Genomic DNA, 25,275 nt, shown 5'->3' with positions numbered 1-25,275 from the left:
GCCCGGCGCGGCAGCCAGCAGCCCCTAGCTCGGGTCGGGCTTCGGCGTCTTCTTCGTGCTCGGCGGGAGCTCCGGCACGGCGATGTAGGCCGTCGGAAGCTCGCCGGCGAGCGCGCCCAGCCAAACGACGATCGCCTTGGCGTCGGCGCTGCTCAGGTCGCGTCCGAGCTGAAATTCGGCCATCCGCCGCACGGCCTGTTCCAGCGAGGGCTCGCTGCCGTCGTGGAAGAAGGGCGCCGTCTGGGTCACGTTGCGCAGCGCGGCCGCCTTGAAGAACATCCGGTCGGTCTCCTGCTTCGTGACCTCGAAGCGGCCCTGATCCTTGGTGTTGGGCCAGGGCTTGATCAGCCCGAGCTTCTGAAACATCTGGCCGCCGACGTAGGCGCCCATGTGGCAGGTCGGGCAGCCCGTCGCGACAAAGGTGTTGAAGCCACGCTTCTCCTCGTCCGTCAGCGCAGTGCGATCGCCCTGCAGGAACTTATCCCAGCGCGAGGGCGTTACCAGCTTGCGCTCGAAGGCGCCGATGGCTAGCGCGACGTTGTCGAAGGTCAGAGGATCCTTGTCTTGCGGGAAGGCCGCGCGGAAGGCGGTGACGTAGCCCGGCATCGACTTCAAGAGCCGCACGACGGCCTCGGCGCTGGCGAGCGCCTGCTCGACCGGGTTGAGCAGGGGGCCCTTGGCCTGCTCCTCGACGTCGGCGGCGCGCCCATCCCAGAACTGGGCGACGTGGCCGGCTGCGTTGTAGACGGTCGGGGCGTTGCGCGTGCCCTTCTGCTGCCGATGGCCGTTGGAGACAGGACGGCTATCGACGCCGTAGCGATCGACCAGGTGGCAGTCGTTGCAGGCAACGTCGTGGTTCTTCGAGAGCCGCTTGTCGAAGTAGAGCATGCGTCCGAGCGCGATCTTCGGCTCGCTCAACGGGTTCTTGGGCGACTCGATCGCGGCTGGCAGCGCCGCGAAGGCCTGCAGCATGGACGTGTCGACCTCGGCGCTGGCGGGGGTCGCTGCCGTCGGCGTGCTGCTGGCGGCAGCAGCGGTGGACGGTGCCGCGGGCTCCGGCGGCGGCGGCTTGCGGCAGCCGAGGTCGAGCAGCAGGTTGAGCATCAGAGTGGCCGTCAGGGTGGCCGTCAGGGCGAGCGTCCGGCCGAGGCCGAGCGAGGGCTTGGGGGAGGGTAGCAAGGGGGGCTCCTTTGGCGTCAGTTGCTGACTTCGATGCGGAACTCGATGCGCCGGTTCTTGGCGCGGCCACGCGGCGTGACGTTGAGCGCGACGGGCTCGTCGCTGGCCACGCCTTCGGCGACGAGGCGAGCCCCGGGCACGCCGTGCTGCGTGAGGTAGTCGCGGACGGCAGTCGCCCGCCCGAGGGAGAGGGTCAGGTTCTGCGGGCGCGTGCCGGTGCTGTCGGTGTGACCGCGGATGCGCAGCCGCAGCGTCGGGTAGGCCAGCAGCACCTTGACCGCGGCGTCGAGTGCCGGCGCCGAGGCACGCGCGATACGCGCGCTGCCCTGCTCGAAGGTGATGCCGCGGATCGCCCCCGTGAAGCGTTGTACCGCCTGTGGCAGCGCATCCGGACAGCCGTCGTCGTCCTCGAAGCCGTTGCGCGTCTCGGCCGCTGTCGGGCAGCGGTCAGCGTCATCCGGCACCCCATCGCCGTCCGCGTCGGCCGGGCAGCCGGTGGGCGTCCGCGCGGCCTGGTCGGGGCAGCGGTCGTGATCGTCATCGACGCCGTCGCCGTCGCGATCCGCGCGGGGGCAGCCGCTGGCGGTGCGTGCGGCGACGCGCGGGCAGGCATCGCTCGCGTCCGCGACCCCATCACCGTCCGTATCGGGTTCGCGCTGGGTGCAGCCATCGCTTGAGGAGGCGGCCTGGCGCGGACAACGGTCGCGCGCGTCGGGCACGCCGTCGCCGTCGGCATCCGGCGGCGGGCAGCCGTCGGCGCCCGAGGCCGCGACCGCGGGGCAGCGGTCGCGGGGGTCGAGGACGCCATCGCCGTCGCTGTCACGCGGCTTTGGTGGCGGTGGCTGTCGCCAGCCGAGCACGAGGGCGATGCCGGCCAGCGCCTCGAAATGGTCCGCGCGGCGGTCGGGTCCCCAGCCTTTGGTGAGGGTGTGTCGCCCCTCGAGGCGCAGCGCGAGGCGTGGCGTCGCGTAGTACTTGGCGCCGACGCCCCAGTGAAAGGCCGCGTCGACATCATTCCTCATCGCGCGGCTTCCCGACTCGACGCCGATCCAGCCGCCGCCGGCGAGCACGAAGGGCGCCAAGCGGTAGGGGAGCTGACCGAGGACCTGGGCGCGAAGGTGAAAGAGATTGGCTGACTCGCCGTTTGCCGCCGAGGAGGGCATCACGCCGGCCTCGAGCTCGAGACCGAGCCAGGGTCGCGGCAGATAGCCGAGACGCGCGCCGCCGTCGAGCGCGACGTTCTTGAACTCGCGGTGCGGCACCGTCGGGAAGGCGTAGAGTTCGTGGTTGGCCGCGGGAAAGAGCGCGCCGAGGTAGAGCCCGACCTCGACGAGCTCCCCTTGCTCCGCCAGGGTGCCGCGCATCGGCCCCGCCGCCGAGGGCTCGGCCCGCGCCGGCGGCGCGTTCAGCAGGAGAGAGCAACAAGCGAGAAGGGGAAGCAGCGCGCGCAGGCTCATGGGCTGATTCTGCTCCAGTGGGGGCGATGCCGGCGTGGTATCGCGCGGATGTGTCATTTGCAAGCCGCTGTCTGCTCGACGTACCCGTCGACACCTGCCCGCTCGGCGGGCCGCTCAGCGACTACTTGCCTACTTCTTGTCGCGCGTCGGACAGGTGCTCATGCCGAAGAGCGTATAGATCGGGCAGCTTCCCAGTAAACCAGTGAGTAGGGGTACAGCGCCGATCAGCCCCCAGAGGGTCTTCGGGCCGACGAAGACCAAGCTCAGCAGGACGACGCCCGCGCCGATGCGCAGGGCACGCTCAGCGATGTGCTCATTCTTCGGCAGCAGCTTGCTCAGCATCGCGATGCTCCCTCTCCCGAGTGGGGCCTCGGACGAGGCCCGCGCATGAGGTTCTCGGCTGACGCTCCCCAGGCGGAGGGGCAGCCGCCCAACGGGCTGGAGCATAGCCCTCGCTCCGTGGCCGGTCTACGGTACTTTCGTGGCCGGCTCGCGGGGGGGCGGTTGGGGCGTAGGTGTTGACGCCGCAGGCCGCGCGCCGACAGCAGCCGGCGGTCGGCCGCTGCGCGGGTGGCGCTCGACGCGCGCGACCGGGCGCGCAAACCAATAGTAGTAGGTGGCGGCGAAGAGGGCTGCGAGCCCGGCGCCGGCGAGGCTTGCCGTCGCGAGGTGCTGGGTCGCCAGGCCGCAGTCGTCGCCAGTGATCGGCAGGGTGGTGGCGGCGTCCTTGTAGAGCCCCCGATAGGGCGCGCCACCGCCTCGGCAGTAGCCCCGGCCAGCCGCCGCGCCCGTGGGATCGTAGCGCGTGGCATGATTCGCGTCGTCGACGCGCCGCCAAGCAATGAGGCCTGCGGTCGTGCCGGCGATCAGCCCGACTGCGGCGAGCGAGGCACCGAGCCAGGCCGGCCAGCGAGGTCGCCCGAGCTTGACCTCGGCGCTCAGGGCTTCGTTGGGCAGCAAGCGCAGGGTCTTGCGCCAGCCGCTCTTGCCGCTGTGGCGCAACGCGAGCCGATGGGCACCCAGTGGCACGTTGAGGTCGGCCAGCGGCGTGAGACCGAGAGGCTCTCCGTCGAGGAGCAGCTCCGCGCCGCTCGGTTGGCTTCGCATGCTCAGCAGGCCGCCCCGCAGAGCGACCTGCACGCGGCTGGCGTTGGGACCGGCGACGACGCGCACGCTTTGCTGCAGCGGCTGATAGTCGGCGTGTTCCACCTCGAGTTGGTGCTCGCCCGGAGTGGTCTCCAGCTCGAGCGGTGTGCGGCCGGCGACGGGCTGACCATCGAGTCGCAGCGTCGCCCCCGCAGGTAGGCTCTCGACCCGCAGGCCCACGCGCAGCACCGCGTGGAGCGCCAACGCACCCGGGCCGTCGGCCTGCAGCAGCGCTTTGAAGGGCCTCCGATCCGGGTGCAGCAGCCACAGCGCGTGCCGACCGAGCGCTAGGGTGCCGTGGAAGGGCGTCTGCCCCAGCGCGGGTGTCCGGCGGACCGCGGCCGCCGTCGCGTCAGGCGCGCTCAGATAGGCGACCGCGCCGCTGGGGACCGAGGTGACGTGCAGGCCGACCTCGAGCGGAACCTCGAGGGTGAGCGCCTGGCGCGGGCGCAGCACGAATTCGCGGGTGGTCGTCGCGAACCCCGGATGCCGGAGAATCAGGGTATGCGGCCCCGGCGCCAGCGGGCCCGCATAGGGCGTGGTGCCGCGTTGGCCGCTGGCCTCCGTGTCGACGAAAACCGCGGCGCCTGGCGGTGTCGACGTGACCTTGAGCTGGGTCGCCATCGCCAGGTCGAGCTCGGCGATCGTCGCTGCGACCTTTACCGCATCCCGGGCGCGCGGGAACGCCGCGGCGTACTGCCGCAGGAGCTCGAGCGCTTCGCGATGGCGCGCGCGCTTGAGCTGGCAGAAGGCCATGCTGCGCAGGAAGACCGGGCGGGGCCATCGCCGCTGGGCCTGCGAGAAGACCTCGAAGGCCGCGCCGTAGTCACCGGCCGCGAAGAGCCGGTTGCCTTGCGCGAGGGCCAGGCGCGGCGCGGCGTTCGCCGCCGCAGTGCCGGCGAGCCACGCGAGCAGCGCCAGGATCGCGACCAGTTGGCGGAGGAGTATCACTCAGGGCTTCAATTGGGCCCGCAGGCGCGCGACATCGCGCTCCGCGCCGCGGGCGTTGTGGGCCAGCGGGCCATGGGGCGCGCGGGCGAGGTAGGCTGCGAAGTAGCGCGCGGCACGGTTCAGCTCACGGGCGGCCACCCGCGGGCGTCGGACCAGCTCTCGCTGCGCCAGCTTCAGATGCACGAAGCCCAGATCGTAGAGCGCCGCGGGACGGTCGAGCGCGCGTCGGGCGCGCTGCAGCTCGCGCAGCGCCTCAGCGAAGCGACCCTGGTTCAGGGCCAGCGCGGCGCGGCTCGTCGCGGCCTTGTAGGTCCCATAGCGCTGGTCTTCGCTCAGCTCGGCGTCGGCGCCGCGCCCAACCAGCGTGCCCCCGGCAGCGGCGGCTCGCCCGGCCGCCCGTGGCTGGCCGCGAGGGCGCGGGGCGGGTGTTTCGCGCGTCCGCGCCAGGGCCAGCGCAGCCAGCACGCGCACTGCCGGATCGGGATCGCCGGCGAGTTGTCGTAGGGCCGCCGCGGCCCGCGGTGTGCTCGAGGCGAGGCGCAGCAGCCCGTGCGCGCTGGCCCGCCGCACCTCGGCGTCGCTGTCTTGCGCGCCGCGGCGGAGCAGCGCGAGCGCGGCCGCGGGCGAGAGCAGCTCTGCTGCGGCGCGCTGCGCCGCCGCGCGGCGGCCTGCGGCGCGATCGCGCGCCAGCGGGCCCAGCAGGCCTTGAGGGTCGTCGCCAGCGCGGGCCAGTGCGCGGACGATTGCCAACGGATCCCCATGGCGGCTGCTGAGCGCGCGGCGGAGCTCGCGCAGCGCGTCCGGTCGGGCGCCCTTGCCGGCCAAAGCGAGGGCAGCGGCGTAGCGTACGTCGGCGCTGCGATCGCCAAGCGCGGCCACAATCAGCGCGCGCGCCTCGGGCCGCGGGAGGCGGGCGAGCGCGCTGATCGCCGCCTTGCGTACGCGCGCGTCCGTAGCGCGTGCGGCCGCCACCAGCGCGGCGGCGTGGCTGCCATCGCCGGCCCGCCAGAGCTGCGCGGCGGCGCTCAGGGCGATCTGGGGATCGTGGTCCCGCGTCAGCGCGCTCAGGACGGGGGCGACCGCAGCGTCGCCGGCCTCGGCGAGGGCGAGGGCGGCGGCCGCGCGCACCTCGACGGCGCGATCCTCGAGGGCAGCGTGCAGCAGGGCGCTCGCCTTGGCCGCTGGCGGCCGAAGCTCGCCAAGACGACGCGCGGCGACGCTGCGCAGCCCTGCGTCGCCGTGCTGCAGCGCCCAACCGAGCAGCTCGGCCGCCAGCTCGGGATCGAGCTCGCGCGCGACGTCGAGGGCCGCGTAACGCATCGCCCAGTCGCCGCGCTCGAGGGCGGCTTGCACCCACTGCTGGCCGCGTCGCACGAGGACCTGGGGTCTGGCGGCGAAGAGCCGGGCGAGCGCTTCGGCCGCGGCCGTGCGCACGAGGGGAGAGCCGTCGCGCAGCAGCGTGGCGAGCGCCGCAACTGCGCCAGGCGCCGTCCAGGCGGCGAGTCCGCGTGCCACCAGGGCACGCGTCGAGGGCGTGGCGTCACGCAGACTAGCCCGCAGGGTCGAGGGGCCGAGGGCGTCGCCGAGGCCGGTCAGCACCTGGGCGGCCATCAAGCGTAGGGCGGGGTCGGGTTGTTGGGCGAGGCGTCGCAGCGCTGGTGTGCCCTCGGGCCGGCCGAGCTTCACCAACGCTTCGGCTGCACCAAGCTGCACCAGCGGTCGGTCGTCGCGCTGGACGGCCTGCAGCAGCGACTGCATGGCCGGGGTCGAGCCTAGCGTCGCCAGGGCGCGAAGCACCGCGATCAGTGCCGCGGGATCGAGACCACCGGGCGCGGCCAGCGCGCGGCGCAGCACGGCTTGCGCCCGCGGCTCGCCCGCCTCCGCGAGCGTCAGGGCGGCGGAGAGGCGCAGCTCGGCGGTGTCGCTGCCGAGGGTCTGTACCAGCTCACGCCGACCCTCGTCGTGGCCGGCATGCCAGAGTGCCTCGAGGATCTGCAGCCGCGGCAGCCCCGCGCTCTGGCGTGCCGCCCCGCGCAGCGTCGCCGCGAGGTCGTCGCCCCCGACGGCGGCGAGGGCGAGCGCCGCCGCCCCGCGGACGCCCGGGTCGGGATCATCGAGCAGCGCGGCGCCGAGCAACGCCGCAGTATCGGAGTCCCGCAGCTCAGCGAGCCCCCGCACACTGCTGCGCCGCAACTCCGCCTCCGTCGCGCGCATGCCCTGGCGCAGCGCGCGGCGCACGTCGACCAGCAGCGCTGCCAGCTCGTCGGCACCTGGGTTCGGTGCGTCGATCGCGGCCGGGTCGCGGTCGCCGCCGCGTGTCGGAGCGGCGACGAGGATGCTCGCGCCCTGGCGCTGGCCGGCGAGGTGAGGCTGCCGTCGGTGCAGGGCGAGCGCCGCCACAAGGGCGGCCGCGGCGCCGGCCAGCGCGACGCCGACACCTCCGCGCCAACTCGGGCGCCAGCGGCCAAGGGACGGGCCGCCGCCGGGCCGCGCGCGGGAAGCGCCGTTGCTGGCGCGGGGGCCCGCGTTCGGCCCAGGGCGCCTGTTCCGCGCCAAATCCTCGTAGCCGATGGCCCGAGCGAAGCTCTGGGCATCGGGAAAACGCGCCCTCGGGTCCTTGGCCGTGGCCCGTGCGAGGACCTCGGTGATGTCGGCTGGCGCGCCTAGCTCGGCCGGAAGCGGTTGCAGCGGCGGCAAGGGATCCCGCAGGTGGGCGAGCAACAACGCCGTGCTGTCGGGACCGCTGTAAGGCTGCCGGCCCATCAGCGCCTCGAAGACGATCAGGCCGACGGCATAGAGGTCGGCCCGGCCGTCGATCGCCTGGTCACGGATCTGCTCGGGCGCGATGTATTCGGGCGTGCCCATCACCGAGCCTGCGGCGGTGAGCTTGGTCCCCTCGGGGCCAAGCTCAAGCGACTTGGCGATGCCGAAGTCCACCACCTTGACCAGCAGCGTGTCGTCGGGCTGGTGGCTGACGAGGATGTTCTCCGGCTTGATGTCGCGGTGGATGATTCCGTGGTCATGGGCGGCCGCGAGGGCGCTGAGGGTCTGGCCAATGATCGGCTGCAGCATGTGCCAGGGCAGCCGACCGCGACGGGCGAAGACCTCGCCGAGATTCTCGCCGGGCAGGTACTCCATCACGTAGTACTCGCGCCCGTCGGGGGTCTGGCCGAAGTCGAAGACATCGATGATGTGCGGATGGCCGAGGCGGCTGGCGGCGCGGGCCTCGCGATGAAAGCGCTCGATCACGCTCGGGTTGCTGGAGTGGGCGCTGGAGAGCACCTTGATCGCGGCCTGGCGCCCGATTAGGGCGTGGGTTGCGCGATAGATCACGCCCATGCCGCCCTCGCCGATGCGCTGGCTGAGACGGTAATTCCCGAGCTTGGTGGCGACCAAGGGGTCGACCGGCTCGTGGCTCGCGCTGCTCGGCGGCTTGGGGTTCGTCATCGTGGCTGCGAATCGTGGCCGATGGTACCAGCAAGCGCAGGCAGCGGCTATTCAGCGCCGTCGGGCGTCGGCTTCAGCGCGGCCCCGCTACTCGATGAGCTTGTTGATCGGCAGCTCGATGATGCTGCGCGCGCCGGCGGCATAGAGCTCGGGGATCAGCAGGCGCGCCTGCTTCTCCTCGACCACCGTGCTGACATCGAGCCAGCCCGCGTCAGCGAGCGGGGCGGTGGTGGGCGTCGCGAGCGCCGGAAGGATCGCCAGCACCTGCGCCAGCCGATCGCGGGGCACGTTCATCGAAAGCATCACCCGTGTGGCCGCGGTGATGGCGCCGCGCAGCAGCATCAGCAAGCGCTCGATCTGTCCCTTGCGCGCGCTATCGGCCAGCGCGGCATGGCTGGCGATCAGGCGCGGCGTGCTCTCCAGCACGACGTGGATCGCGTGCAGCGCGTTGGCTCGCAGGCTCGACCCCGTCTCGGAGACATCGACGATCGCGTCGGCGAGGATCGGCGGCTTGACCTCGGTCGCGCCCCAGGAAAACTCCACCTCGGCGCTGACGCCGTGCTCGCGAAGGAAGCGTTGCGTCATCCCCACCGCCTCGGTGGCGATGCGCTTGCCCTGCAGATCGTCGACGCTGCTGAAGGGCGAGCCGTCCTTGACGGCCATCAGCCAGCGCACGACGCCGAAGTTGGGCCACGGGGCGCGCAGGTCGGCGAGCTCGACGACGTCGGCGCCGGTCTCGAGCAGCCAGTCCAGCCCCGTGATCGCCACGTCGAGCACGCCGTGCTCGACGTAGCGCGCCATCTCCTGGGGTCGAATCAAGATGCACTGGACCGCGGGGTCATCGATCTCGGGGTAGTAGGAGCGCCCCGAGATCCGCAGATCGTAGCCCGCCAGGCCGAAGAGGCGCTGGGTCGTCGCCTGCAGGCTGCCCTTGGGAATCCCCAGCCGAAGCCGGCCGTCGGCGTCTCTCATTTGCCGTAGACCTGGCGGGGATCGAAGATCTGTACGCCGACGTCGCGAACTTCGCCCCCGTCGAGGCGGCGAAAGAAGCAGCTGCGCTTGCCGGTATGACAGGCGGCATTGCCGACCTGCTCCACCAGCAGCAGGATCGCGTCGCCGTCGCAGTCGGCGCGCACCTCGCGCACCCGCTGCACGTTGCCGCTCTCCTCCCCCTTGTGCCAGAGCCGTTGGCGCGAGCGGCTGAAGTAGACCACCTCGCCCAGCTCGAGCGTGCGCGCCAACGCCTGCTCGTTCATGTGCGCCACCATCAGGATCTCGCCGCTCTCGGCGTCTTGGGCGATCGCCGTCACCAGGCCACCGGCCTTGGCGAAATCCACCACCTCGCGCCAGGTCTTGCTCTCGCTGCTCATCGTTCCCTCGCCTCGCTGCGTTGCGCCGTTTCTTAGCCGAAGCAGGAGCGCCACACAACCACCCGGGCCTCGCGCGCGCGCTTTGGCGTTGCGCGTCGCGGCGCGAGGCGACAATCTGCGCCGAAGGAGCACGACATGGACGACCCTAGCGCGGCCAGCAAACCGGATCTGACGCTCTGGCGCTTGATCAGCATGAGCGTCGGCTTCTTCGGCATCCAGCATGGGTTCGAGATCCAGTTTGCTCGCATGAGCTCGATCTTCGAGCAGCTCGGCGCGAAGCCCGACGAGATCCCCCTGCTCTGGCTCGCCGCGCCGGCGACCGGGCTGGTGATCCAACCGATCGTCGGGTACCTGAGCGACAAGACCTGGCTGCCGCGCCTGCGCGCCCGGCGCCGCCCCTTCTTCCTCGCCGGGGCGATCCTCGGCACCGTCGCGTTGGTCCTGATGCCCAGCGCATCGTCGCTCTGGATGGCAGCAGGTCTGCTGTGGGTGCTCGACGCCGCGCTCAACGTGACGATGGAGCCCTTTCGCGCCTTCGTCGCCGACATGCAGAACAGCCGGCAGCGCCCCACCGGCTACGCGATGCAGAGCGTGATGATCGGCCTGGGCACGATCCTCGGCAACTTCATCGCCTCGATCGATCTCCCGGCGATCTTCCCCGCGCTGCGCGCCAGCGGCAAGAGCGCGATGCACTACTCCTTCTACCTCTGCGCGGCGATCTTCATCGCTGCGGTGCTGTGGACAGTGGTGAGCACGCCCGAGTACCCGCCCGACGCTAGCGCGGCAGGCCCCAGCGACCGACCCGCTGGTGGGGTCCTCGCCGCCCTCGTCGCCTGGTGGCGGGAGACCAAGAGCTGCTACCTGACGATGCCCCCGGTGATGAAGCATCTGGCTCTGGTCCAGTTCTTCACCTGGATGGGCCTCTTCTGCATGTGGATGTTCTACGCGGTGGCCGTGCCCCATAACGTCTTCGGCGCGACCGATCCGCACTCGGCGCGTTATGACGCCGGGGTGCGCTTCGCCGCGGCGACGGTGATGGCGCGCGGGCTTGCCACGCCGCTCTTCGCGCTGCTGATCCCGGTGCTGGTGCGCCGCTTCGGTCGCGCCAACACGCACGCGTTGGCGCTCGCTGTGGCTGGGCTCGGACTGCTCGCCGTGCCGCTGATCCACACGCCCGGCTTGCTCTACCTGCCGATGATCGCTGCGGGCGTCGGCTGGGCTTCGGTCGTCTCGATGCCCTACGTCATTCTCGTCGACCACCTGCCCAAGCATCAGTACGGGATCTTCATGGGCATCTTCAACATGTTCATCGTCATCCCGGAGATCTGCGTCAGCCTCGGCCTGGGTGGGCTGATCATGGGGTTGCTGCAGAATAACCGCGCCTACGGCGTGGCCTTTGGCGGCGCCCTGCTCTTGGTCGCAGCCCTGCTGACCCCGGCGCTGCGGCGCTACGAGCCGCAGGCGCGCTGAGCCCGCGCTGGGCCTCAGGGTTCGAGCAGGGCCACGGCCGCGGCCAGGCGCAGCAGAGGCAGCGGCCGCGCGAGGGCCGCCCGGAGGGCCTCACGGTCCTGCGGGCCGGCCAAGCGCCCCAGCGCCAGCGCGACCGCGACGGCGTCGTCCTCACGTGCGGGGAGCTGCAGGGCCGCGCGCAGCAGCGGGCCGGCGCGGGCGTCGCCGAAATCGCGGGCGAGCTGAACGGCCGCGCGCAGCTGAACCTCGCTCGGCCCGCTGCGCAGCGCCTGGCGCAACGCCGCCTGGCTGCGGCCCGGGACGATCGGGGCCAGGGCCTGCGCCGCCAGCAGGCGCTCCTCCCAGGCGCCGCTCTGCAGGGCTCGGAGCAGTTGCTGCTTGGCCCAGCGCCCGCGGCTCGTGCGTTCGAGCCGCAGCAGCGCCCCCAGGCGCGTCGCCCGCGTTGCCGGCGTGGTCTCGCGGAGCTGGCGCGCGAGGGCCAGGCCGCTGCGCTGGCCCGCGCGGGCGAGGGCCTCGAGGATGGCGATGCGTAGCCACGGGTTGGCGGTCTGCAGCTCGCGCTCGAGCTGGAGCACGCCGAGCTGGCTGCCGAGCTGCGCGAGAGCGGTCGCGGCGTCGAGCCGCAGCCAGGCCTGGTCCGGCTGCCCCTGCGCTGTCGCCAGCAGCCGCTGGAGTGTCTCCTGCGCCTCGGGGGGCGTCGGGCGCAGCGCCGCCAGTGCGAGGGCGGCGCTGCGCCGTACCCGCGGCTCAGCGTCGGTCGTCGCCTCGCGCACGGCGGCGGCGCAGACGGTGCGGTTGAGCTCGCCGAGCCAACCCAGCACCTGTGCGCGGGTGGCAGCGTCGCCAGCGCGCAGCGCGGCGAGCACGAGATCGAGCGGTGCGGGCGTCGCGATCGTCGGTGTCCTCGGACCCGGCGCGCGAGGGGGGCTGGACGCAGGCGCGCGCAGGGGCCGGGTCGGCGACCGGCGCGCGCTCCCCAGGCCCCACCAGCGCGCTGCGCTCAGCCCCGCCACCAGCGCCAGCAGCACCCCGGCGGCGAGGGCCGCCCGCCAGCGCGGCGAGGACGCCCGAGCGGGCCCAGCCGGGGCGAAGGGCGCGGAGGAAGCTGCTCCGGCCGACGTTCGCGCGCCCTCCAGGGCGTTGAGAAAGGGGAGGACGCCGGCAAAGCGCTGCTCGGGGGCCAGGGCCAGCGCGCGCAGGACGGCGGTGTCCAACGCCGTCGCCGTGGCGACGTTCAGCTCGCCGCGCCGCGCACAAGGAGGCGCGGGTGCGCGCTTGGCCTGCAGCAGGCGCACCGCCTTCGCGCTCGGGCCGGGGAAGGGGAGCTGAAGGCTCAGGAGCTCGTAGGTCAGCGCGCCAAGCGCATAGACATCCGTGCGCGCGTCGACGGCGCCCTGTCGGAGCTGTTCCGGTGCCATGTAGGGCGCCGTGCCGACGGCCGTCGCGGTCTCGGCCGTCCTCGCGTCGGCGCTGAGCAGCGTCGCGATGCCGAAGTCGAGCAGCTTGACCGCGGGTCGGGCAGCGCTGTCGTCGACGACGATGTTCTCCGGCTTGACGTCACAGTGGACGAAGCCCTTGTCATGGGCGGCGGCGAGCGCCTGGCCCACTTGCTCGACGATCGCGACGATGCGCTCGAGCGGCAGCACCCCGCCGCGCTCGAGCAGCTCGCGCAGCGTCGCGCCGCGCAGATACTCCATCACGATGTAGCTGGTATCGCCGGGCGCGCGGCCGAAATCATAGACGGTGACGATATTTTGATGACCGATCAGGCTGACCGCGCGCGCCTCCTGTAGAAAGCGCGCGACGAGGGATTCGCGCAGGCTCAGCTCGGGCCGCAGGACCTTGATCGCCGCGAGGCGGCCGAGCTCCTCGTGCTCGGCGGCGTAGACCAGCGCCATGCCGCCTTCGCCGACCTTGGCCCGCAGGCGCCACGGTCCCAGGCGCTGGCCGACGAGCGCCGTGGCATAGTCCTGCGGTGTAGCGCCGTCGCGCGGACAGGGCGCCGCAGTGGTGCGCAGCGCGAGGCATTGTGGGCAGAGCAGCACGGCTGGCGATCATAAGGCAGCCGCGGTGACGGAAGAAGGCTTATGGCCGCCGCGCGACGCGGTGTTTCTCGGGCAGGAGGCCGGCAAATGACGACGCGACATGAGGGTGGCGAGATCCTGACGATCGGCGACGAGCTGCTGCGCGGTGAGGTCGTCAATGGCAACGCGGCCTGGCTCGGCGCGCGCTTGCTCGAGTGCGGTCTGCCCGCGCGGCGGGTCGTCGCCGTGGCGGACGAGCCCGCCGCGATCGTTGTCGCGGTGCAGGAGGCCGCGGCGCGTTGTTCCCTGCTGCTGATCACCGGCGGCCTGGGGCCGACCGTCGACGACCTGACGGCCGCCGCCCTCGCCGAGGCCATCGGTGAAGGGCTGGTGTCGCGTCCCGAGCTCGTCCGGGCGATCGAGCAGCGCTTCGCTGCCATGAACCTGCAGTACAGCGCCAACAACGCCAAGCAGGCGGAGCTGCCGCCCTCGGCGACGGCCTTGGCCAACGCTTGCGGTACGGCCCCTGGGCTGGCGTTGGTCGTCGGTGGCTGCCAGGTCTTCGCGCTCCCTGGCGTGCCCGCCGAGATGCGAGCGATGTTCGACGAGCACGTCGCGCCGTGGATCCTCGCGCGCCTGCGGCGCGGGGCCGTCGCTCGCCGCACGATCAAGCTCTTCGGGATCGGTGAGGGCAAGGCAGACGCCGCCCTGCGTAATCTGTTGGCGGCGGTGGCCGTCACCGACTGCGTGACGTCACTCCACTTCCGCACGCACTTCCCCGAGAATCACGTGATCGTCGTGGCTCGGGCGGAGGGGGAGGCCGCCGCGGCGCAGATCCGCGCGGACCGTGCCGTCGAAGCGCTCGAAGCCGAGGTCCTTCGGCGCCTCGAGCGCTTTGTCTTCGACCGCGAGGGCCGCAGCTTCGCCGAGTCGCTGGTGGACGCTCTGCGGGGAGCCGGCGCGCGTGTGGCGGTGGCGGAGTCCTGCACCGGCGGACGGGTCGCCGAGCTGCTCACCGGCGCCGCGGGCAGCAGCGCCGTCTTCGAGCTCGGGGTCGTGGCCTATGCCGACCGGGTCAAGCGCGAGCTGCTCGCGCTACCAGCGGCGCTGCTCGCCGAGCATGGCGCCGTCAGCCGCGCCTGCGCCGAGGCGATGGCGCGCGCGGTGCGTGAGCGGGCGCCGGCCGAGTACGGGCTGGCGGTGACGGGGATTGCCGGACCCGACGGGGGCAGCCTCGCCAAGCCCGTGGGCACGGTGCATTTCGCCGTCGCCGACGGCCGCGGCGTGAGCCATCTGCAGCGGCGACTGCCCTACGATCGCGGGCGTAACAGGCTGGCCGCGGCCTATGTGGCGCTGTGGCTGCTGCGTGCCCGGCTGCGCGGCGAGGACTTCAACGGCGACGATCCCTGTGGCGGCCGCTGGGCCTAGCGGCCGCGTCGGTCGGCTGAATCGCCGCGGGCCGCCTTGACATGGCGCCGGCAGCGCGGATAACTGGCGCTTCAACCGATCGGAGCCACGCCGCAGGATGGAAAGAATCCGCGCCTTCATCGCGCTCAACCTGCCCGTGGCGGTGATCGAGCAGGTGTTCAAGCTGCAGGCGGAGCTCTGCGCCGAGGCCGAGCGGCTCGGGCTGCGGGTGGCCTGGGTGCCCGCGACGAATCTGCACGTCACGCTACGCTTCCTCGGCGAGATTCCGCAGGAGGTGACCTTCGCCCTGCGCGACCGGCTGGCCGCTGGGTTGGCGGGCCGCCGCGCGTTTCCGCTCCAGGTGCATGGGCTCTTTGCCCTGCCGACGCCGGCGCAGCCGCAGGTGCTCTGCGCCGGGCTGCGCGATGCCGAGGGCGGCCTGGCGCGGCTGGCCGAGGACGTCAACGGCTGGGTCGACGCGCTGGGCTTTGCGCCCGAGCCGCGGGCCTTTTTTCCGCACCTGACGCTTGGTCGGGTCAAGGAGGGCACTGCCGAGGTGTGCACCCCGTGGACCGATCATCGGGTGGGGTCGGCTGTGCCGACCGAGGTTGTGCTTTATCGCAGCGAGCTGCAGCGACGTGGGGCCGAGTACACGGCAATCGCCCGTTTCGCGCTGCAGCGTTCAGGGCACGACGAACGCTGAGCGCGTCGTGCCGAGGAGTAGCTAAGACCATGGCAGCAGAAGCCCCCAAGCGCGACCAAGACACCCGCGAGCGCACGATCGAGCTGACCGTCGCCTCGATCGAGAAGCAGTTCGGCAAGGGCGCGATCATGCGCCTCGGGGCCGACGGCAAGCTCGGCAAGGACATCCCGATCATTTCCACTGGCTCGTTGGGCCTCGACATCGCGTTGGGCACCGGTGGGATGCCGCGCGGCCGAATCGCCGAGGTCTTCGGTCCCGAGTCGTCGGGCAAGACCACCCTGGCGCTGCATGTCATCGCCGAAGCGCAGCGCGCCGGCGGCGTCTGCGCGTTCATCGACGCTGAGCACGCGCTCGACGTTCAGTACGCGCGCAAGCTCGGGGTGCGCACCGACGACCTCTTGATCTCGCAGCCCGACTTCGGCGAGCAGGCGCTGGAGATCGCAGACATGCTCGTCCGCTCGGCGGCGATCAGCGTGATCGTCGTCGACTCGGTCGCGGCGCTGACGCCGCGCGCCGAGCTCGAGGGCGATATGGGCGATGCGCACGTCGGTCTGCAGGCGCGCTTGATGAGTCAGGCGCTGCGCAAGCTGACGGCGACCATTCATCGCAGCGAGACCATGCTGCTCTTCATCAATCAGATCCGCATGAAGATCGGCGTGATGTTCGGTAGCCCCGAGACGACGACGGGCGGCAACGCGCTCAAGTTCTACTCCTCAGTGCGGCTCGACATTCGGCGCATCGGGGCGATCAAGCAGGGCGAGGTCGTGGTCGGCAACCGGACGCGGGTCAAGGTCGTGAAGAACAAGCTGGCGCCGCCCTTTCGCCAGGTCGAGTTCGATATCATCTATGGCGAGGGGATAAGCACGCTGGGTGACCTGGTCGACCTCGGTGCCGAGCAGGACGTGCTGGAGAAGAGCGGCGCTTGGTATGCGTATGCAGGCGAGCGCATCGGGCAGGGCCGAGAGAACGCCAAGCAGTATCTCAAGGACCATCCCCAGCTTGCGGCTCAGGTTCGCGAGGCGCTGCTGCGCAAGGCCGGGCTGCTGGGCCAGGAGCCCGCCGCGAGCGAGACGGCGACCGCCGCGGCAGCGGCCAAGGGCGAGTCCGCGAAGAGCGACGTCACCGCCAGGGGCGCCGGGGCGAGGTCCTCGAGCGCGGGCGCCGCAGCCGCCGCAGCAGCAACGGTGCCATCGATGCCGATGGGGGCCAGTGGCGGCAGTGCAGGCAACGGGACCGGGAAGAGCGCGCCACGCGCCAGCAAGTAAGGCCGCGTCAGCGAAACAACCCACGCGTCCTCGAGCGCCCCTGCGCGGTCGCGCTCAACGCGTCCTCGCTCGCACCTCGCTCGCACCTCGCTCGCACCTCGCTCGCACCTCGCTCGCACCTCGCGCTGCGAGCGAGGTGCGAGACGCCCTCGAGCCCTTCGGACGCCTTCGACTACTTCGCCTTGATCACCGCGCCGACTTCTCGCTCGAGCTCTTCGACGAGCGGCCGGCTCAGCTTGACCAAGCGCCGGGTGTGCTCCGTGCGCGCGAAGTAGTCGTGACCGCCGCCCGGGAGCGCAGCGACGGTGGCGGGGCTGAGCAGGGTCCGCTCCAGCACTTCGACGAAGCCCCTGCGCCTTCGGCCGTCGAAGTATTCGACGCGTAGCCGCAGCTTCTGGCCCTCCGTCGGCTCATCCTTGGCGACGTAATCCAGCACCTGCAGTCGCTTCAGCTTCCCGATCCAGTTATCGATCAGCTCATTGCGGCGGCTTTGATCGACGGCGCTGGCTAGCGTCCAGAAGCTCTTGTCGGGCACGCGCGCATCATGTTGCAGCAGGGTCTGCTCGCCAGTCGCCTGGTCACCCGCGCTGGCGCGGATGACGACGCGGTCGATCTCCGCTAGCTCGAAGGCGTGCAGTCGACGGTCCTGCAGCCGAAACTCGGCGTTCGTCAGATCCTGCACGGGGCCAGGGCGCACGACGTAGACGTGGCCGTCGCTCTGGTCGAGCAGGTAGACGTCGTTGTTACCGAAGGTCCGACCACCGACGACGAAGCTGCGCGTGTTGCGTCCGCTGCGCAGCGTCAACGTCGTGGCTGTGCCGGCGAGGCCCAGCTCCGCCAGCTTGTCGCTGGGCACGCGGCCGAGGGCACGCAGCGCCGCCAGCCGGGAGAGGCTCTTGGCCAACTCGGTAGCCGCCTCGTTGCCGAGGAAGCCGCGAAGTCGCTTCACGGGCGCGATCGCGGGCGGCGCCGGCGGGGGCAGCGGGGGACTTAAGGGCGGTCCTGCGGGCGGTGCTGGCGGCGCCGCCGGCATCGCGGGCGGAGGACCGGCGATCGATGCGGCGCTCCATAGACCCTGCTCGCGGCTCGTCTGGGCCCGCAGTTGGTCAGGTTGCGACTCGAGCGCACCCTGGGGCGCAGCGCTGGGGCGCGTTCGGGGCTGGCCGGGCGCCGTGGCCGGGGCCTTGACTCTCGGCGCGCGCGCGGGTCTCGGCGCGGGCGGCGCCGCGGCGGGCGCGTCCGGGGCGCCGAAGCGGGGCGGCGGGCGTTGGCCTGGCGGTAGCGGGGGAGCGCCTGGTCGCCCTCGACCGTTCGGTCCTGGTGGGACCCCGAGCGGTGGCGTCGGCTCCGGGCGCGGCGCCGAGGGTGGGGCGGCGCCGGGCGCTGACGCGGGCGGGGGCGCCGGAGGCGGCGTCATCGGCTGTGCGGGCGGCTGCTGGATCGTCTCGACGTCGACCCAGTAGTACTCGCCCTCCTCGTCGCGACCGCGCGTCAGCGCGACGGTGCGCTCGGCCGAGCGATAGGTCACGCTGTCCAGCGGCGAGAGGCTGAGGACGGCGACCGTGTTGTCATCTGCGCTCGGCTCACGCGTCCAGACCAGGTAGGCGGCGACGAGCGCCAGCGCGAGCGCAGTTGCATGAGCGGCGACCGAGCGGTTCATCCCATTCTCCTGCGCCGTTGGGTGTAGAGCAGGCCGAACCCGAGCACCAGGGCTGGCATGCCGAAGATCGTCAGATAGAACCAGAGCTGGTCCTGCTGGCGCGTGTGGGCGATCGGTATGTCTTCTTCGGACGCTGTCTCGCCGATCAGCCGCTCGTCACCGCCCAGCCACTTGAAGGCATCGAGCAGGAGATAGCGATTGCCGACCGCCCGCGAGAAGAGCAGGCCGTCCGAGGCCAGATCGGAGTCGGCGACGACGATCATCCGCGTCTCGCCCGCGCTGCCGCTGGGCGCGCTGGAGGGCTTGGGCGAGGTGATCTCGACGGCAGCAGCCAGCTCGTAGAGCTTGCGCTGCTCGCCCGGTGGGTCGAGCGCGAAGTTATTGTTGGCGTCGTTCCAGGCCAGCGGCAGCGAGTGCACCGTGAAGGAGACCCGTGGCGCTGGCTGGAGCGCGCTCGCGGGCGGCTGCTGCTCCAGGTAACCAGCGCCGGCCATCACCACCACGAGCTGAGTCGAGTGGCGGCTGAGCGTGCCGACGCTGGGATGGGTGCCAAAGCGGTTGGTCACCATCAGCTGTCGATCAGCCTGCGTAAAGCTGACCCGAGCCAAGGGGACCTCGACCGCCAGCGGCTGCGCGACGTACTTGAGGCCGAAGGGATTGAGCAGATCATCGAGGGTGACCCCCGCGTCGGGGTCGAGCATGACCAAGGCGCGACCGCCGCGCCGCAGATAGGCGGCCAGCGTCGCGCTCTCGGCCGGAAGAAAGGGCTGCTTGGGGCCGATCACCAGCACCATCGTCGCGTCGCCCGGGATCTCGGAGCCGAGCCCGTCCGCGAGGCCGAGATCGCGCACGCGATAATTGAGCCCCTCGAGCAGCTTGCGCAGGTCGCGTAGCCCGCCATTGGCCGCGGCGTTGTCGCGCTGCTGCTGCGCGCGCTCCTCGTGGCCGACGGTGAAATAGGCGACCTTCTGCGTCCGCAGCAGCCGCAGAAAGATCTGTTGGAAGTCGGCGTCGAGGCGCTTGAGCTTGCTCTTGGCCCGCTGCAAGCGGTCGCCGATGGTCAGCGTTTCCTTCTGCGTCCCGCGGACGAAGACGACGACGCCGTTTTCGGTGGCGCCGAGCTCCTTGGCCAGCTTGGGCTCGAGCACCTGATCGACGAACTCGAGTCGCAGCTGTGGCGAGGCGGCGTGGAGGTCCTCGAAGAAGGAGCGCACGTGCTGCAGTACCTCGTTGGCCCCCGGGAAGAAGAGCACGACGCGCAGCGGCTCGCTCAGCTGCTGCACCATCTTCTTCGAGGACTCGGAGGGGTGAGTGGTCTTGAAGTAGCTCAGGTCGACGCTGGTGTTGAGCTCGTTAGCGATGAAGTTGAGGGTGAAGGTCAGGGCGGCGGTCAAGGCGACGACCAGCCCGCTTTGCCACGAACGGCGGATGCGCCGCAGCTCGACGGTCCGCGAGGTGTCCATCGGCGCGTAGGAGATCTCGACGAAGATCAGCGGCGTGATCGCGCAGACCCAGACGACGACCCAGAGCGTCGCCAGCGCGGCGCTCCAGCGCTGCGCCGCCTGCGGGCTACCGAAGTGTGGCCCCAGCAGCTCCAGCGCGAAGTCCGCCTGGAGCGCATAGATCAGCAAGGCGCCGACGCCTGCTACATAGGCGATCACGATCGAACGCTCGACCGGTCGCGCCCCGTGATGCAGCTTGCGCATCCGCCGCAGGCGACCGCCGATGGCGACCGCGATCAGCGCCAGCGCCAGCGTCGCCAAGCTCGCCCGTAGCGCGAGCGACTCGAAGAGCAGGTGCTCGCCGACATAGAGCAGCAACATCGCCGCCAGGTAGGCTGCCGTCAGCGGCAGTCCGCCGGCGCCGCGCTTGCCCGAGGCCACCGCCGCTCGGTCGCTCGCCGTGGCGCTCCGATCCGTTGGGGCAGTCATCAGCGCCACCTCCGCGCCTGCAGCACGTGCGTCGTGAGCACGAGAAAGAGCCCGCTCGCCGACAGGTAGTAGAAGACATCGCGGCTGGTGATCAGGCCGGTCTGCCATTGCAAATGGCGTTGTGGCGAGAGATAGGCCAGCAGCTCGCGGAGCGGCGGCTCGACCAGGCCGGCGCCGAGGTAGAGCAGGTAGCAGGCCGTGAGCAGCGCGCCGCCCGTCACCGCAGCGACGATCTGACTGCGCGCCAGCGCCGAGGCGAAGAGGCCGATCGAGATGCTGAGGCTCCCCAGCAGCAGCAGGCCGAGATAGCCGCCGACGATGTGGCCAAGCGCGACCTTTCCGTTGACGAAGACCAGCAGCGGCAAATACAGGCTGAGCAGCGTCATGATCTTGAAGAAGACGAGGGCCGAGAGGAACTTGCCCATCACGATCTCGCCGTCGCGCACCGGCGCCGTGAGCAGCAGCGTCAGGGTGCCGAGCTGGTGCTCCTCGGCGACCAGTCGCATGGCCAGCAGCACCCCGGAGACCATCGTCATGAACGACGCGAAGGCGAAGAATAGCTGCAGCACCTCGGTCGAGAGCTTCGCCTCGCCGCCGAGGGCGTAGGCGTTGAAGAGCAGGCCGTCGACGAAGAGCACCAGGGCTACGATCACGTAGCCCATCGGCAAGCAGACGTAGGCGCCCAACTCGCGGCGCGCAATCAGCAGCATGTTGCGCATCGGTCGTTCTTCTCCTGTGGCTTGTGCCGACTCAGGGTTGAGCCGGTGCGGGGGACCCTGCCGGCGCTGGCTCGCCGCCACGGGCGAGCTGTAGAAAAACAGTCTCGAGCTCGGCCTCGGCGCGCCCCAACTCGAGGACGCCGAAGCCGCCCTCGACCAGCCGGCAACAGAGGCGCTCGCGGATGTCCTCGCTGCTGGTGACACTCAGCCGCTGGAGGCCGGTTTCGGTCGCTGCGCCATGATCGGCGCTCTGGGCGTCGCAGCTCTGGACGTGCGCAACGCTGCCGACGAGGCGCAGCAGGGGCTCCGGGTGCCCCCGCACCAGCAACGACAGCCGCTGGCTGCCGGTCAGTCGGCTCGTCAGCTCGCGCTCGGTGCCGACCGCGGCGAGGCGGCCATGCTGGAGCACCATCAGCCGGTCGCAGGTCTGGTGGATCTCCGAGAGAATATGGCTCGAGAGCAGGATCGTATGGCGCCCCTTGAGCCCGCGTACCAGCTCGCGCATCTCGACGATCTGCACCGGATCGAGCCCCTGAATCGGCTCGTCGAGGATCAGCACGGGCGGATCGTGGATCACGGCCTGGGCGATGCCGACGCGCTGGCGGTAGCCGTGGGAGAGGCTGCCGATCACCTGCCGCCGCACGTCCTCCAGACTCGTCTGGCGCAACACCTCGCCGAGGCGTTCGCGCAGGCGCGCGCCGCTCAGGCCCCGGAGCTGGCCGACGAAGCGCAGATAGCTCTCGACGCTCATCTCCGCGTAGAGCGGTGGGGTCTCGGGCAGGAAGCCGACCAGCTTGCGGATCTCGTGCGGATTGTCGACGACGTCGAGATCGTGGATGCGCACGGTGCCGCGCGATGGCAGCAGCAGGCAAGCGAGGATGCGCAAGGTGGTGGTCTTGCCGGCGCCGTTGAGCCCGAGGAAGCCGACGATTTCGCCACCTTCAATCGTGAAGTCGAGCTCATGGACCGCGCAACGGTCGCCGTAGAACTTGGTCAGGCCTCTTGCGGAAATCATACGACCTCGCCCTCTCGCCGCGCTCTCCAGTTGGCGGCGCGCGAACGGTATCTGAGCGCGCCCACGAGGGTCAAGGCGCCCGTCGACCGATCGCCGACGCCCGAGCGCTCGACGGAACGCTCAGCGCCCAGGAACCCGCATCGAGCGGCGCGCATTCCCGGGGCCGTGCGGGACGACGCTGGCGGCCGAATCCGCCTCAGCCGCTGGACGAGCTGACCGACTTGCTGCCTGCTCGAGCGCTAGGTTCCCCCGTCATCGCTGGTGCCGCCCGCGAGCGCTTGCTCGACGCTTTCGACCCGAGCGAGCCGCTGCTCGATTTGTCCCAGGCGGTCATTCAGGGTCTGCAGCTCGCGCTGCAGCGGCACCAGGGGCGACACGCTTTCGATCGCGCTATGGACGTTGGCATCGACGCGCCGATGCCATTCGTCGATCGTCTGCTGGATGTTCTCGATCAGGTCGCGCACCGTGCGCCCACCTTCGCTACTCGTCGGCCCTGGGCCTTCGCGCGCCGGGAGCGCGGTCGCGGCCAGCGGGAGCGCGGGTTGCGCGGCGGGGCTCGCCTCCGCGTCGCTGGTCGCAGCGGCGCCCGCCGCCAATCCCGGGCCGGAGGTCCCGCCGGCGGTCGCGCCCGAGATCGCCGTGGGGGTCGCAGCGGCGGCAGCAGCGGCGGTAACCTCATCACGGCGGAAGACCCGGCCGACCCGCCCCGCCGACTCCTCGAGCTTGCCCACCAGCTCGTGGAAGGACTCCTCGCTGCTCTGAATGATCCGGCGCAGCATCGTCAGCGGCACGACGCTGCGCCTGCGCTCCTCCTCGAAGATGATCTGCGCGAGGGTCATGGCCGTCAGATCTTCTTTGGTCGTGTTGTCGTGCACGCTGAGGTCCTCGCCAGCGCGGATGAACTCGGCGAGTTGGTCGAGCGTGACGTAGCGGCTATCCAGCGTGTCATAGAGCTTGCGGTTGGCGTAGCGCTTGATTACGCGCTGTTGCTTGGTCATCGGCGTCTCATCCTGAGCGTGACTGCAGCGATAGTGCCCCAGGCCACCCGCTCCGGCCAGCGCCGATCGAGCGCCAGCGCGCGGCGGCCGCTGGGCATCTTGATCTACCCGCCCAGCATCGCGGATACTTCAACAACGGGGCCGAGCGCGGCGCCGGCGTTCGCGCCGATCTCGGCTTGCTTCCTCTGGCGGCGATCGGGTCGCGGGCAGGCGTCGGCAGGCAATCACCTAGCAGACAGGTATCCAGTTCATGCAAGTCGCCTGCCCTCAGTGCAGGGCCCATCTCGTGCTCGACGGCGCTGAGCCGCAGGCCGGTGTGCAGGGCCTGACCTGCGCGCGCTGCGGCTTCGCCTTTGCCGTCAACGTGGTCGCTGCGGTGGCCGCCAACGCGCCGACCGCGCCTGGGCTTCCGGCCGCGGGACGCTTGCCGGCCCTGGTGCCGACGCTGGCGTCGGCGCCGAAGACCTCGTTTCAGGCCGAGCAGGCCGCAGGCGTGATTGGCGCGCCCGGCACCTCGGTGCATCGCATCGACACGACCTCCAGTGTCGTGGTCGATCCGCTGCTGCAGGAAGAGCAAGCAGCGTCCTCGGGCCTCGAGCCGTCGGAGCAGCCGGTGGGCGCTGGCGGTGGCTCCTGGCGTCGCGCGGCGATGGAGGCTGTGACGCAGGAGATCCGCGTGCCTGAGGCGCTTGCCCAGCTGCCGACCGTGCAGGCCTCCGCGCCGGGCGAGGTTTCGGCGGCGGCGCTCGTGACCACGCCGACGCAGACGGATCCGACGCTGCAGGCCGTGGGCAAGGGCGCCGAGGCTCTCGCTCCGCTGGTGACGGAGCCCGAGTCCGGAGGGCCGGAGCAGCAAGCCCTCGGCGGCCCTTCCCAGGACGACGCCGGCGGCGTCCCGCTCGCGGTGCTGGCGGCGCTCGGAGCGACGGCACCGCGTGGGGGGCAGGGCGCTGCCCGGCCGTGGCTGCGCGAGCGCGCGACTGCCCCCGATCATCCCGGGGTGGTGCCGGTGGCGACGCCCCCGCTGCTCACGAGCGCCAGCGGACCGGGGCGCCTGGGCCCGCCGGAGGGTTGCTACAGCGATCCGGAGTTCGACCTCGCGATGGGCATCGAGACGGATGCCACCGCCGAGCTGCGTCCCGAGTGGCGGCGGGAGGCGCCGCGAGGCCTGCGGCCCTTCGGGGCGGCCATGCTCTTGCTCGGTCTGGCGGCCGCGGCGCTCGCGCTCTTCGTGCTCGCGCGCAACGATTGGACGCTCGATGTCGGCCGGTTCGGTCGGATGTTGACCCGCGCCTTTGGGTCAGAGGAGCCGGCGAATCCCCTGCTGGCCGAGCTCCGCTTGACCGGGCCAGCGACGGAGGTCGCCGCGCTCGCTGATCAGCCGCGGGTGCTGCTCGTCCGCGGTACGGTAGAGAACGGCAGCCCCGTGGCCCGCGGATTCGTCTACGTCCGGGCCTGGATCGAGCGCGGTGGGGTGATCGTGGCCAGCGCGGAGGCGCCGCTGGACAACGTCTTTACCGTGGCGGAGCTCAGCCGACTGAGCGCGCGCGGGCTTCGCGGGGCGATCAACCCGGCGGGACGAGAGCGGCGCAACGCCCGCCTCGGTCCGGGCGAGGTGGTTCCCTACATGGTGGTGTTGACCCCTCTGCCGCCAGGGCTCGCGGCGGCCGAGGAGCAGTCCGTGCGGGTGGCGATCAGCAGGGTTGAGCCCTTCGAGGCGCGACCTGGGGCGCGCTGAGGGTGAATCCGGTGGTCGGCGAGCGGGCGCGCCGCCTCGCCCGCAGGCTCGCCGCCCTGCCGGACGGGCGGATGCGCGAGGCCGTGCTGCTCGACTATGTTGAGCAGGTGCCGGAGGACGACGTCGCGCTGGTGCTCGACGAGATCCGGCGTCGCGGCGGTCACGGTGGCCCGCCCTTCAGCGTAGCGCTGCTGGCCCTGGCCCAACTGCTCGACGGGGAGCGGCTCCTCTACGCGCGGATGGCCGAGCTCTACCGCGCGGCGAAGGAGCTAGAGCTCGAGGGGTTGGCCCGGCTGCTGCTTAGCGGGTTTCCGGCGCAGCGCAGCGAGGCCAGCGATAGGGGCCCCGAGCGCGAGCTGACGCTCGGTCATCGCAAGACGCTGGCTCGCTCGGGCAGCGGCGACGTCCTGCAGCGGCTCCTGCGGTGGCCCGAGCCGGAGGTGCTGCCGCAGCTGCTGCAAAACCCGCGCGTCGTCGAGCGCGACGTCGTGCGCCTGGCCGCGCGCCGGCCGACCGAACCCGCGCTGCAGCGCGCCATCCTGCGCAGCCGACGCTGGGGCTCGCGCCAGGCCGTCAAGCGTGCCCTCGTCCTCAACCCCTACACGCCGACCGAGCTCGCGCTGCGCCTGCTCGGCTTCTTGGCGCGCCATGAGCTGCTCCTCGTGGTGGAAACGGCCACGCTGCCCGCGGTCCTGCGCGAGGCTGCCGCGCAGCTGATGGCGCGGGGCTGAGTCGCGCCGCCGCGACGGGCCTGGTCAACGCCGCGCGCCGCGCTATGGTGTCGCGGTTGAGCGA

Annotated in this window: 19 protein-coding genes; 6 read left to right on the top strand and 13 right to left on the bottom strand. The window is 71.5% G+C overall.

Translation table 11 applies throughout. From position 1 onward, the window contains the following. Window positions 1-24: 24 nt before the first annotated feature. The 7 genes from IPL40_10510 to hisI form a co-directional block, all read right to left on the bottom strand. Window positions 25-1,104 carry a cytochrome-c peroxidase gene (locus tag IPL40_10510; protein ID MBK8481594.1) on the bottom strand — a complete coding sequence of 360 codons (1,080 nt, stop codon included), beginning with the start codon at window positions 1,102-1,104 and terminating at the stop codon, window positions 25-27. A gap of 92 nt (window positions 1,105-1,196) precedes the next feature. Further along, the gene (locus tag IPL40_10505; protein ID MBK8481593.1) at window positions 1,197-2,636 is read right to left on the bottom strand and encodes an OmpA family protein; all 1,440 of its coding nucleotides are present in this window, start codon (window positions 2,634-2,636) and stop codon (window positions 1,197-1,199) included. Window positions 2,637-2,765: 129 nt separating this feature from the next. After that, complete coding sequence (locus IPL40_10500) at window positions 2,766-2,963, bottom strand: DUF2892 domain-containing protein (protein ID MBK8481592.1); 198 nt, start codon at window positions 2,961-2,963, stop codon at window positions 2,766-2,768. A 141-nt stretch (window positions 2,964-3,104) separates the two neighbouring features. After that, complete coding sequence (locus tag IPL40_10495; GenBank protein MBK8481591.1) at window positions 3,105-4,733, bottom strand: PEGA domain-containing protein; 1,629 nt, start codon at window positions 4,731-4,733, stop codon at window positions 3,105-3,107. Continuing rightward, window positions 4,734-8,180 carry a HEAT repeat domain-containing protein gene (locus IPL40_10490; protein ID MBK8481590.1) on the bottom strand — a complete coding sequence of 1,149 codons (3,447 nt, stop codon included), beginning with the start codon at window positions 8,178-8,180 and terminating at the stop codon, window positions 4,734-4,736. Window positions 8,181-8,267: 87 nt separating this feature from the next. Further along, complete coding sequence (locus IPL40_10485) at window positions 8,268-9,152, bottom strand: ATP phosphoribosyltransferase (protein ID MBK8481589.1); 885 nt, start codon at window positions 9,150-9,152, stop codon at window positions 8,268-8,270. Further along, window positions 9,149-9,550 (bottom strand): phosphoribosyl-AMP cyclohydrolase, encoded by a 402-nt coding sequence (hisI, locus tag IPL40_10480; GenBank protein MBK8481588.1) that lies wholly within the window; start codon window positions 9,548-9,550, stop codon window positions 9,149-9,151. The genes IPL40_10485 and hisI overlap by 4 nt, the downstream gene beginning before the upstream one ends. Before the next feature lie 135 nt (window positions 9,551-9,685). Between hisI and IPL40_10475 the strand changes: the two genes are divergently transcribed. Next, complete coding sequence (locus IPL40_10475) at window positions 9,686-11,020, top strand: MFS transporter (GenBank protein MBK8481587.1); 1,335 nt, start codon at window positions 9,686-9,688, stop codon at window positions 11,018-11,020. 14 nt (window positions 11,021-11,034) lie between these two features. On the opposite strand, the gene IPL40_10470 is transcribed toward IPL40_10475, so the two are convergent. After that, entirely contained in the window at window positions 11,035-13,065 is a 2,031-nt protein-coding gene (locus IPL40_10470; protein ID MBK8481586.1) for a protein kinase, read from the bottom strand. Window positions 13,066-13,152: 87 nt separating this feature from the next. Here IPL40_10470 and IPL40_10465 point away from each other — a divergent pair, with 87 nt between their 5' ends. The 3 genes from IPL40_10465 (at window position 13,153) to recA (ending at window position 16,419) form a co-directional block, all read left to right on the top strand. Then, the gene (locus IPL40_10465) at window positions 13,153-14,472 is read left to right on the top strand and encodes a CinA family nicotinamide mononucleotide deamidase-related protein (protein ID MBK8481585.1); all 1,320 of its coding nucleotides are present in this window, start codon (window positions 13,153-13,155) and stop codon (window positions 14,470-14,472) included. A gap of 97 nt (window positions 14,473-14,569) precedes the next feature. Further along, on the top strand, window positions 14,570-15,154 hold the full coding sequence (thpR, locus tag IPL40_10460) for an RNA 2',3'-cyclic phosphodiesterase (GenBank protein ID MBK8481584.1): 585 nt from the start codon (window positions 14,570-14,572) through the stop codon (window positions 15,152-15,154). A 29-nt stretch (window positions 15,155-15,183) separates the two neighbouring features. After that, window positions 15,184-16,419 carry a recombinase RecA gene (gene recA / locus IPL40_10455; protein ID MBK8481583.1) on the top strand — a complete coding sequence of 412 codons (1,236 nt, stop codon included), beginning with the start codon at window positions 15,184-15,186 and terminating at the stop codon, window positions 16,417-16,419. Between the two features lie 172 nt (window positions 16,420-16,591). Here recA and IPL40_10450 read toward each other — a convergent pair whose 3' ends face one another. From IPL40_10450 to IPL40_10430, 5 genes are all read right to left on the bottom strand, one after another. Continuing rightward, a complete protein-coding gene (locus IPL40_10450; GenBank protein MBK8481582.1) occupies window positions 16,592-18,079 on the bottom strand; it encodes a DUF4340 domain-containing protein in 1,488 nt (495 codons plus the stop codon). Then, complete coding sequence (locus tag IPL40_10445) at window positions 18,076-20,010, bottom strand: Gldg family protein (GenBank protein ID MBK8481581.1); 1,935 nt, start codon at window positions 20,008-20,010, stop codon at window positions 18,076-18,078. Before IPL40_10445 ends, IPL40_10450 begins: the two co-directional genes overlap by 4 nt. Beyond that, a complete protein-coding gene (locus tag IPL40_10440) occupies window positions 20,010-20,720 on the bottom strand; it encodes an ABC transporter permease subunit (GenBank protein MBK8481580.1) in 711 nt (236 codons plus the stop codon). The genes IPL40_10445 and IPL40_10440 overlap by 1 nt, the downstream gene beginning before the upstream one ends. A gap of 40 nt (window positions 20,721-20,760) precedes the next feature. Then, window positions 20,761-21,744 (bottom strand): ABC transporter ATP-binding protein, encoded by a 984-nt coding sequence (locus IPL40_10435; protein ID MBK8481579.1) that lies wholly within the window; start codon window positions 21,742-21,744, stop codon window positions 20,761-20,763. Between the two features lie 239 nt (window positions 21,745-21,983). Then, on the bottom strand, window positions 21,984-22,742 hold the full coding sequence (locus IPL40_10430; protein MBK8481578.1) for a polyhydroxyalkanoate synthesis regulator DNA-binding domain-containing protein: 759 nt from the start codon (window positions 22,740-22,742) through the stop codon (window positions 21,984-21,986). A 250-nt stretch (window positions 22,743-22,992) separates the two neighbouring features. Here IPL40_10430 and IPL40_10425 point away from each other — a divergent pair, with 250 nt between their 5' ends. Both IPL40_10425 and IPL40_10420 read left to right on the top strand, forming a co-directional pair. After that, a complete protein-coding gene (locus IPL40_10425; protein MBK8481577.1) occupies window positions 22,993-24,480 on the top strand; it encodes a hypothetical protein in 1,488 nt (495 codons plus the stop codon). 11 nt (window positions 24,481-24,491) lie between these two features. Beyond that, window positions 24,492-25,211: a hypothetical protein gene (locus IPL40_10420; GenBank protein MBK8481576.1), complete on the top strand. Its 720-nt coding sequence runs from the start codon at window positions 24,492-24,494 to the stop codon at window positions 25,209-25,211. Window positions 25,212-25,275 lie beyond the last annotated feature (64 nt).

The organism is Pseudomonadota bacterium, assembly GCA_016711215.1.
Lineage (GTDB): Bacteria > Myxococcota_A > Polyangia.
This window is presented reverse-complemented; position numbering and strand designations above follow the sequence as displayed.

Bases quoted from the DNA above. Each gene is read 5' to 3' on its own strand.
- IPL40_10510 (MBK8481594.1), bottom strand. From the start codon at position 1,104: ATGCTCAACCTGCTGCTCGACCTCGGCTGCCGCAAGCCGCCGCCGCCG.
- IPL40_10505 (MBK8481593.1), bottom strand. From the start codon at position 2,636: ATGAGCCTGCGCGCGCTGCTTCCCCTTCTCGCTTGTTGCTCTCTCCTG.
- IPL40_10490 (MBK8481590.1), bottom strand. From the start codon at position 8,180: ATGACGAACCCCAAGCCGCCGAGCAGCGCGAGCCACGAGCCGGTCGAC.
- IPL40_10485 (MBK8481589.1), bottom strand. From the start codon at position 9,152: ATGAGAGACGCCGACGGCCGGCTTCGGCTGGGGATTCCCAAGGGCAGC.
- hisI (MBK8481588.1), bottom strand. From the start codon at position 9,550: ATGAGCAGCGAGAGCAAGACCTGGCGCGAGGTGGTGGATTTCGCCAAG.
- IPL40_10475 (MBK8481587.1), top strand. From the start codon at position 9,686: ATGGACGACCCTAGCGCGGCCAGCAAACCGGATCTGACGCTCTGGCGC.
- IPL40_10465 (MBK8481585.1), top strand. From the start codon at position 13,153: ATGACGACGCGACATGAGGGTGGCGAGATCCTGACGATCGGCGACGAG.
- thpR (MBK8481584.1), top strand. From the start codon at position 14,570: ATGGAAAGAATCCGCGCCTTCATCGCGCTCAACCTGCCCGTGGCGGTG.
- recA (MBK8481583.1), top strand. From the start codon at position 15,184: ATGGCAGCAGAAGCCCCCAAGCGCGACCAAGACACCCGCGAGCGCACG.
- IPL40_10450 (MBK8481582.1), bottom strand. From the start codon at position 18,079: ATGAACCGCTCGGTCGCCGCTCATGCAACTGCGCTCGCGCTGGCGCTC.
- IPL40_10445 (MBK8481581.1), bottom strand. From the start codon at position 20,010: ATGACTGCCCCAACGGATCGGAGCGCCACGGCGAGCGACCGAGCGGCG.
- IPL40_10440 (MBK8481580.1), bottom strand. From the start codon at position 20,720: ATGCTGCTGATTGCGCGCCGCGAGTTGGGCGCCTACGTCTGCTTGCCG.
- IPL40_10435 (MBK8481579.1), bottom strand. From the start codon at position 21,744: ATGATTTCCGCAAGAGGCCTGACCAAGTTCTACGGCGACCGTTGCGCG.
- IPL40_10430 (MBK8481578.1), bottom strand. From the start codon at position 22,742: ATGACCAAGCAACAGCGCGTAATCAAGCGCTACGCCAACCGCAAGCTC.
- IPL40_10425 (MBK8481577.1), top strand. From the start codon at position 22,993: ATGCAAGTCGCCTGCCCTCAGTGCAGGGCCCATCTCGTGCTCGACGGC.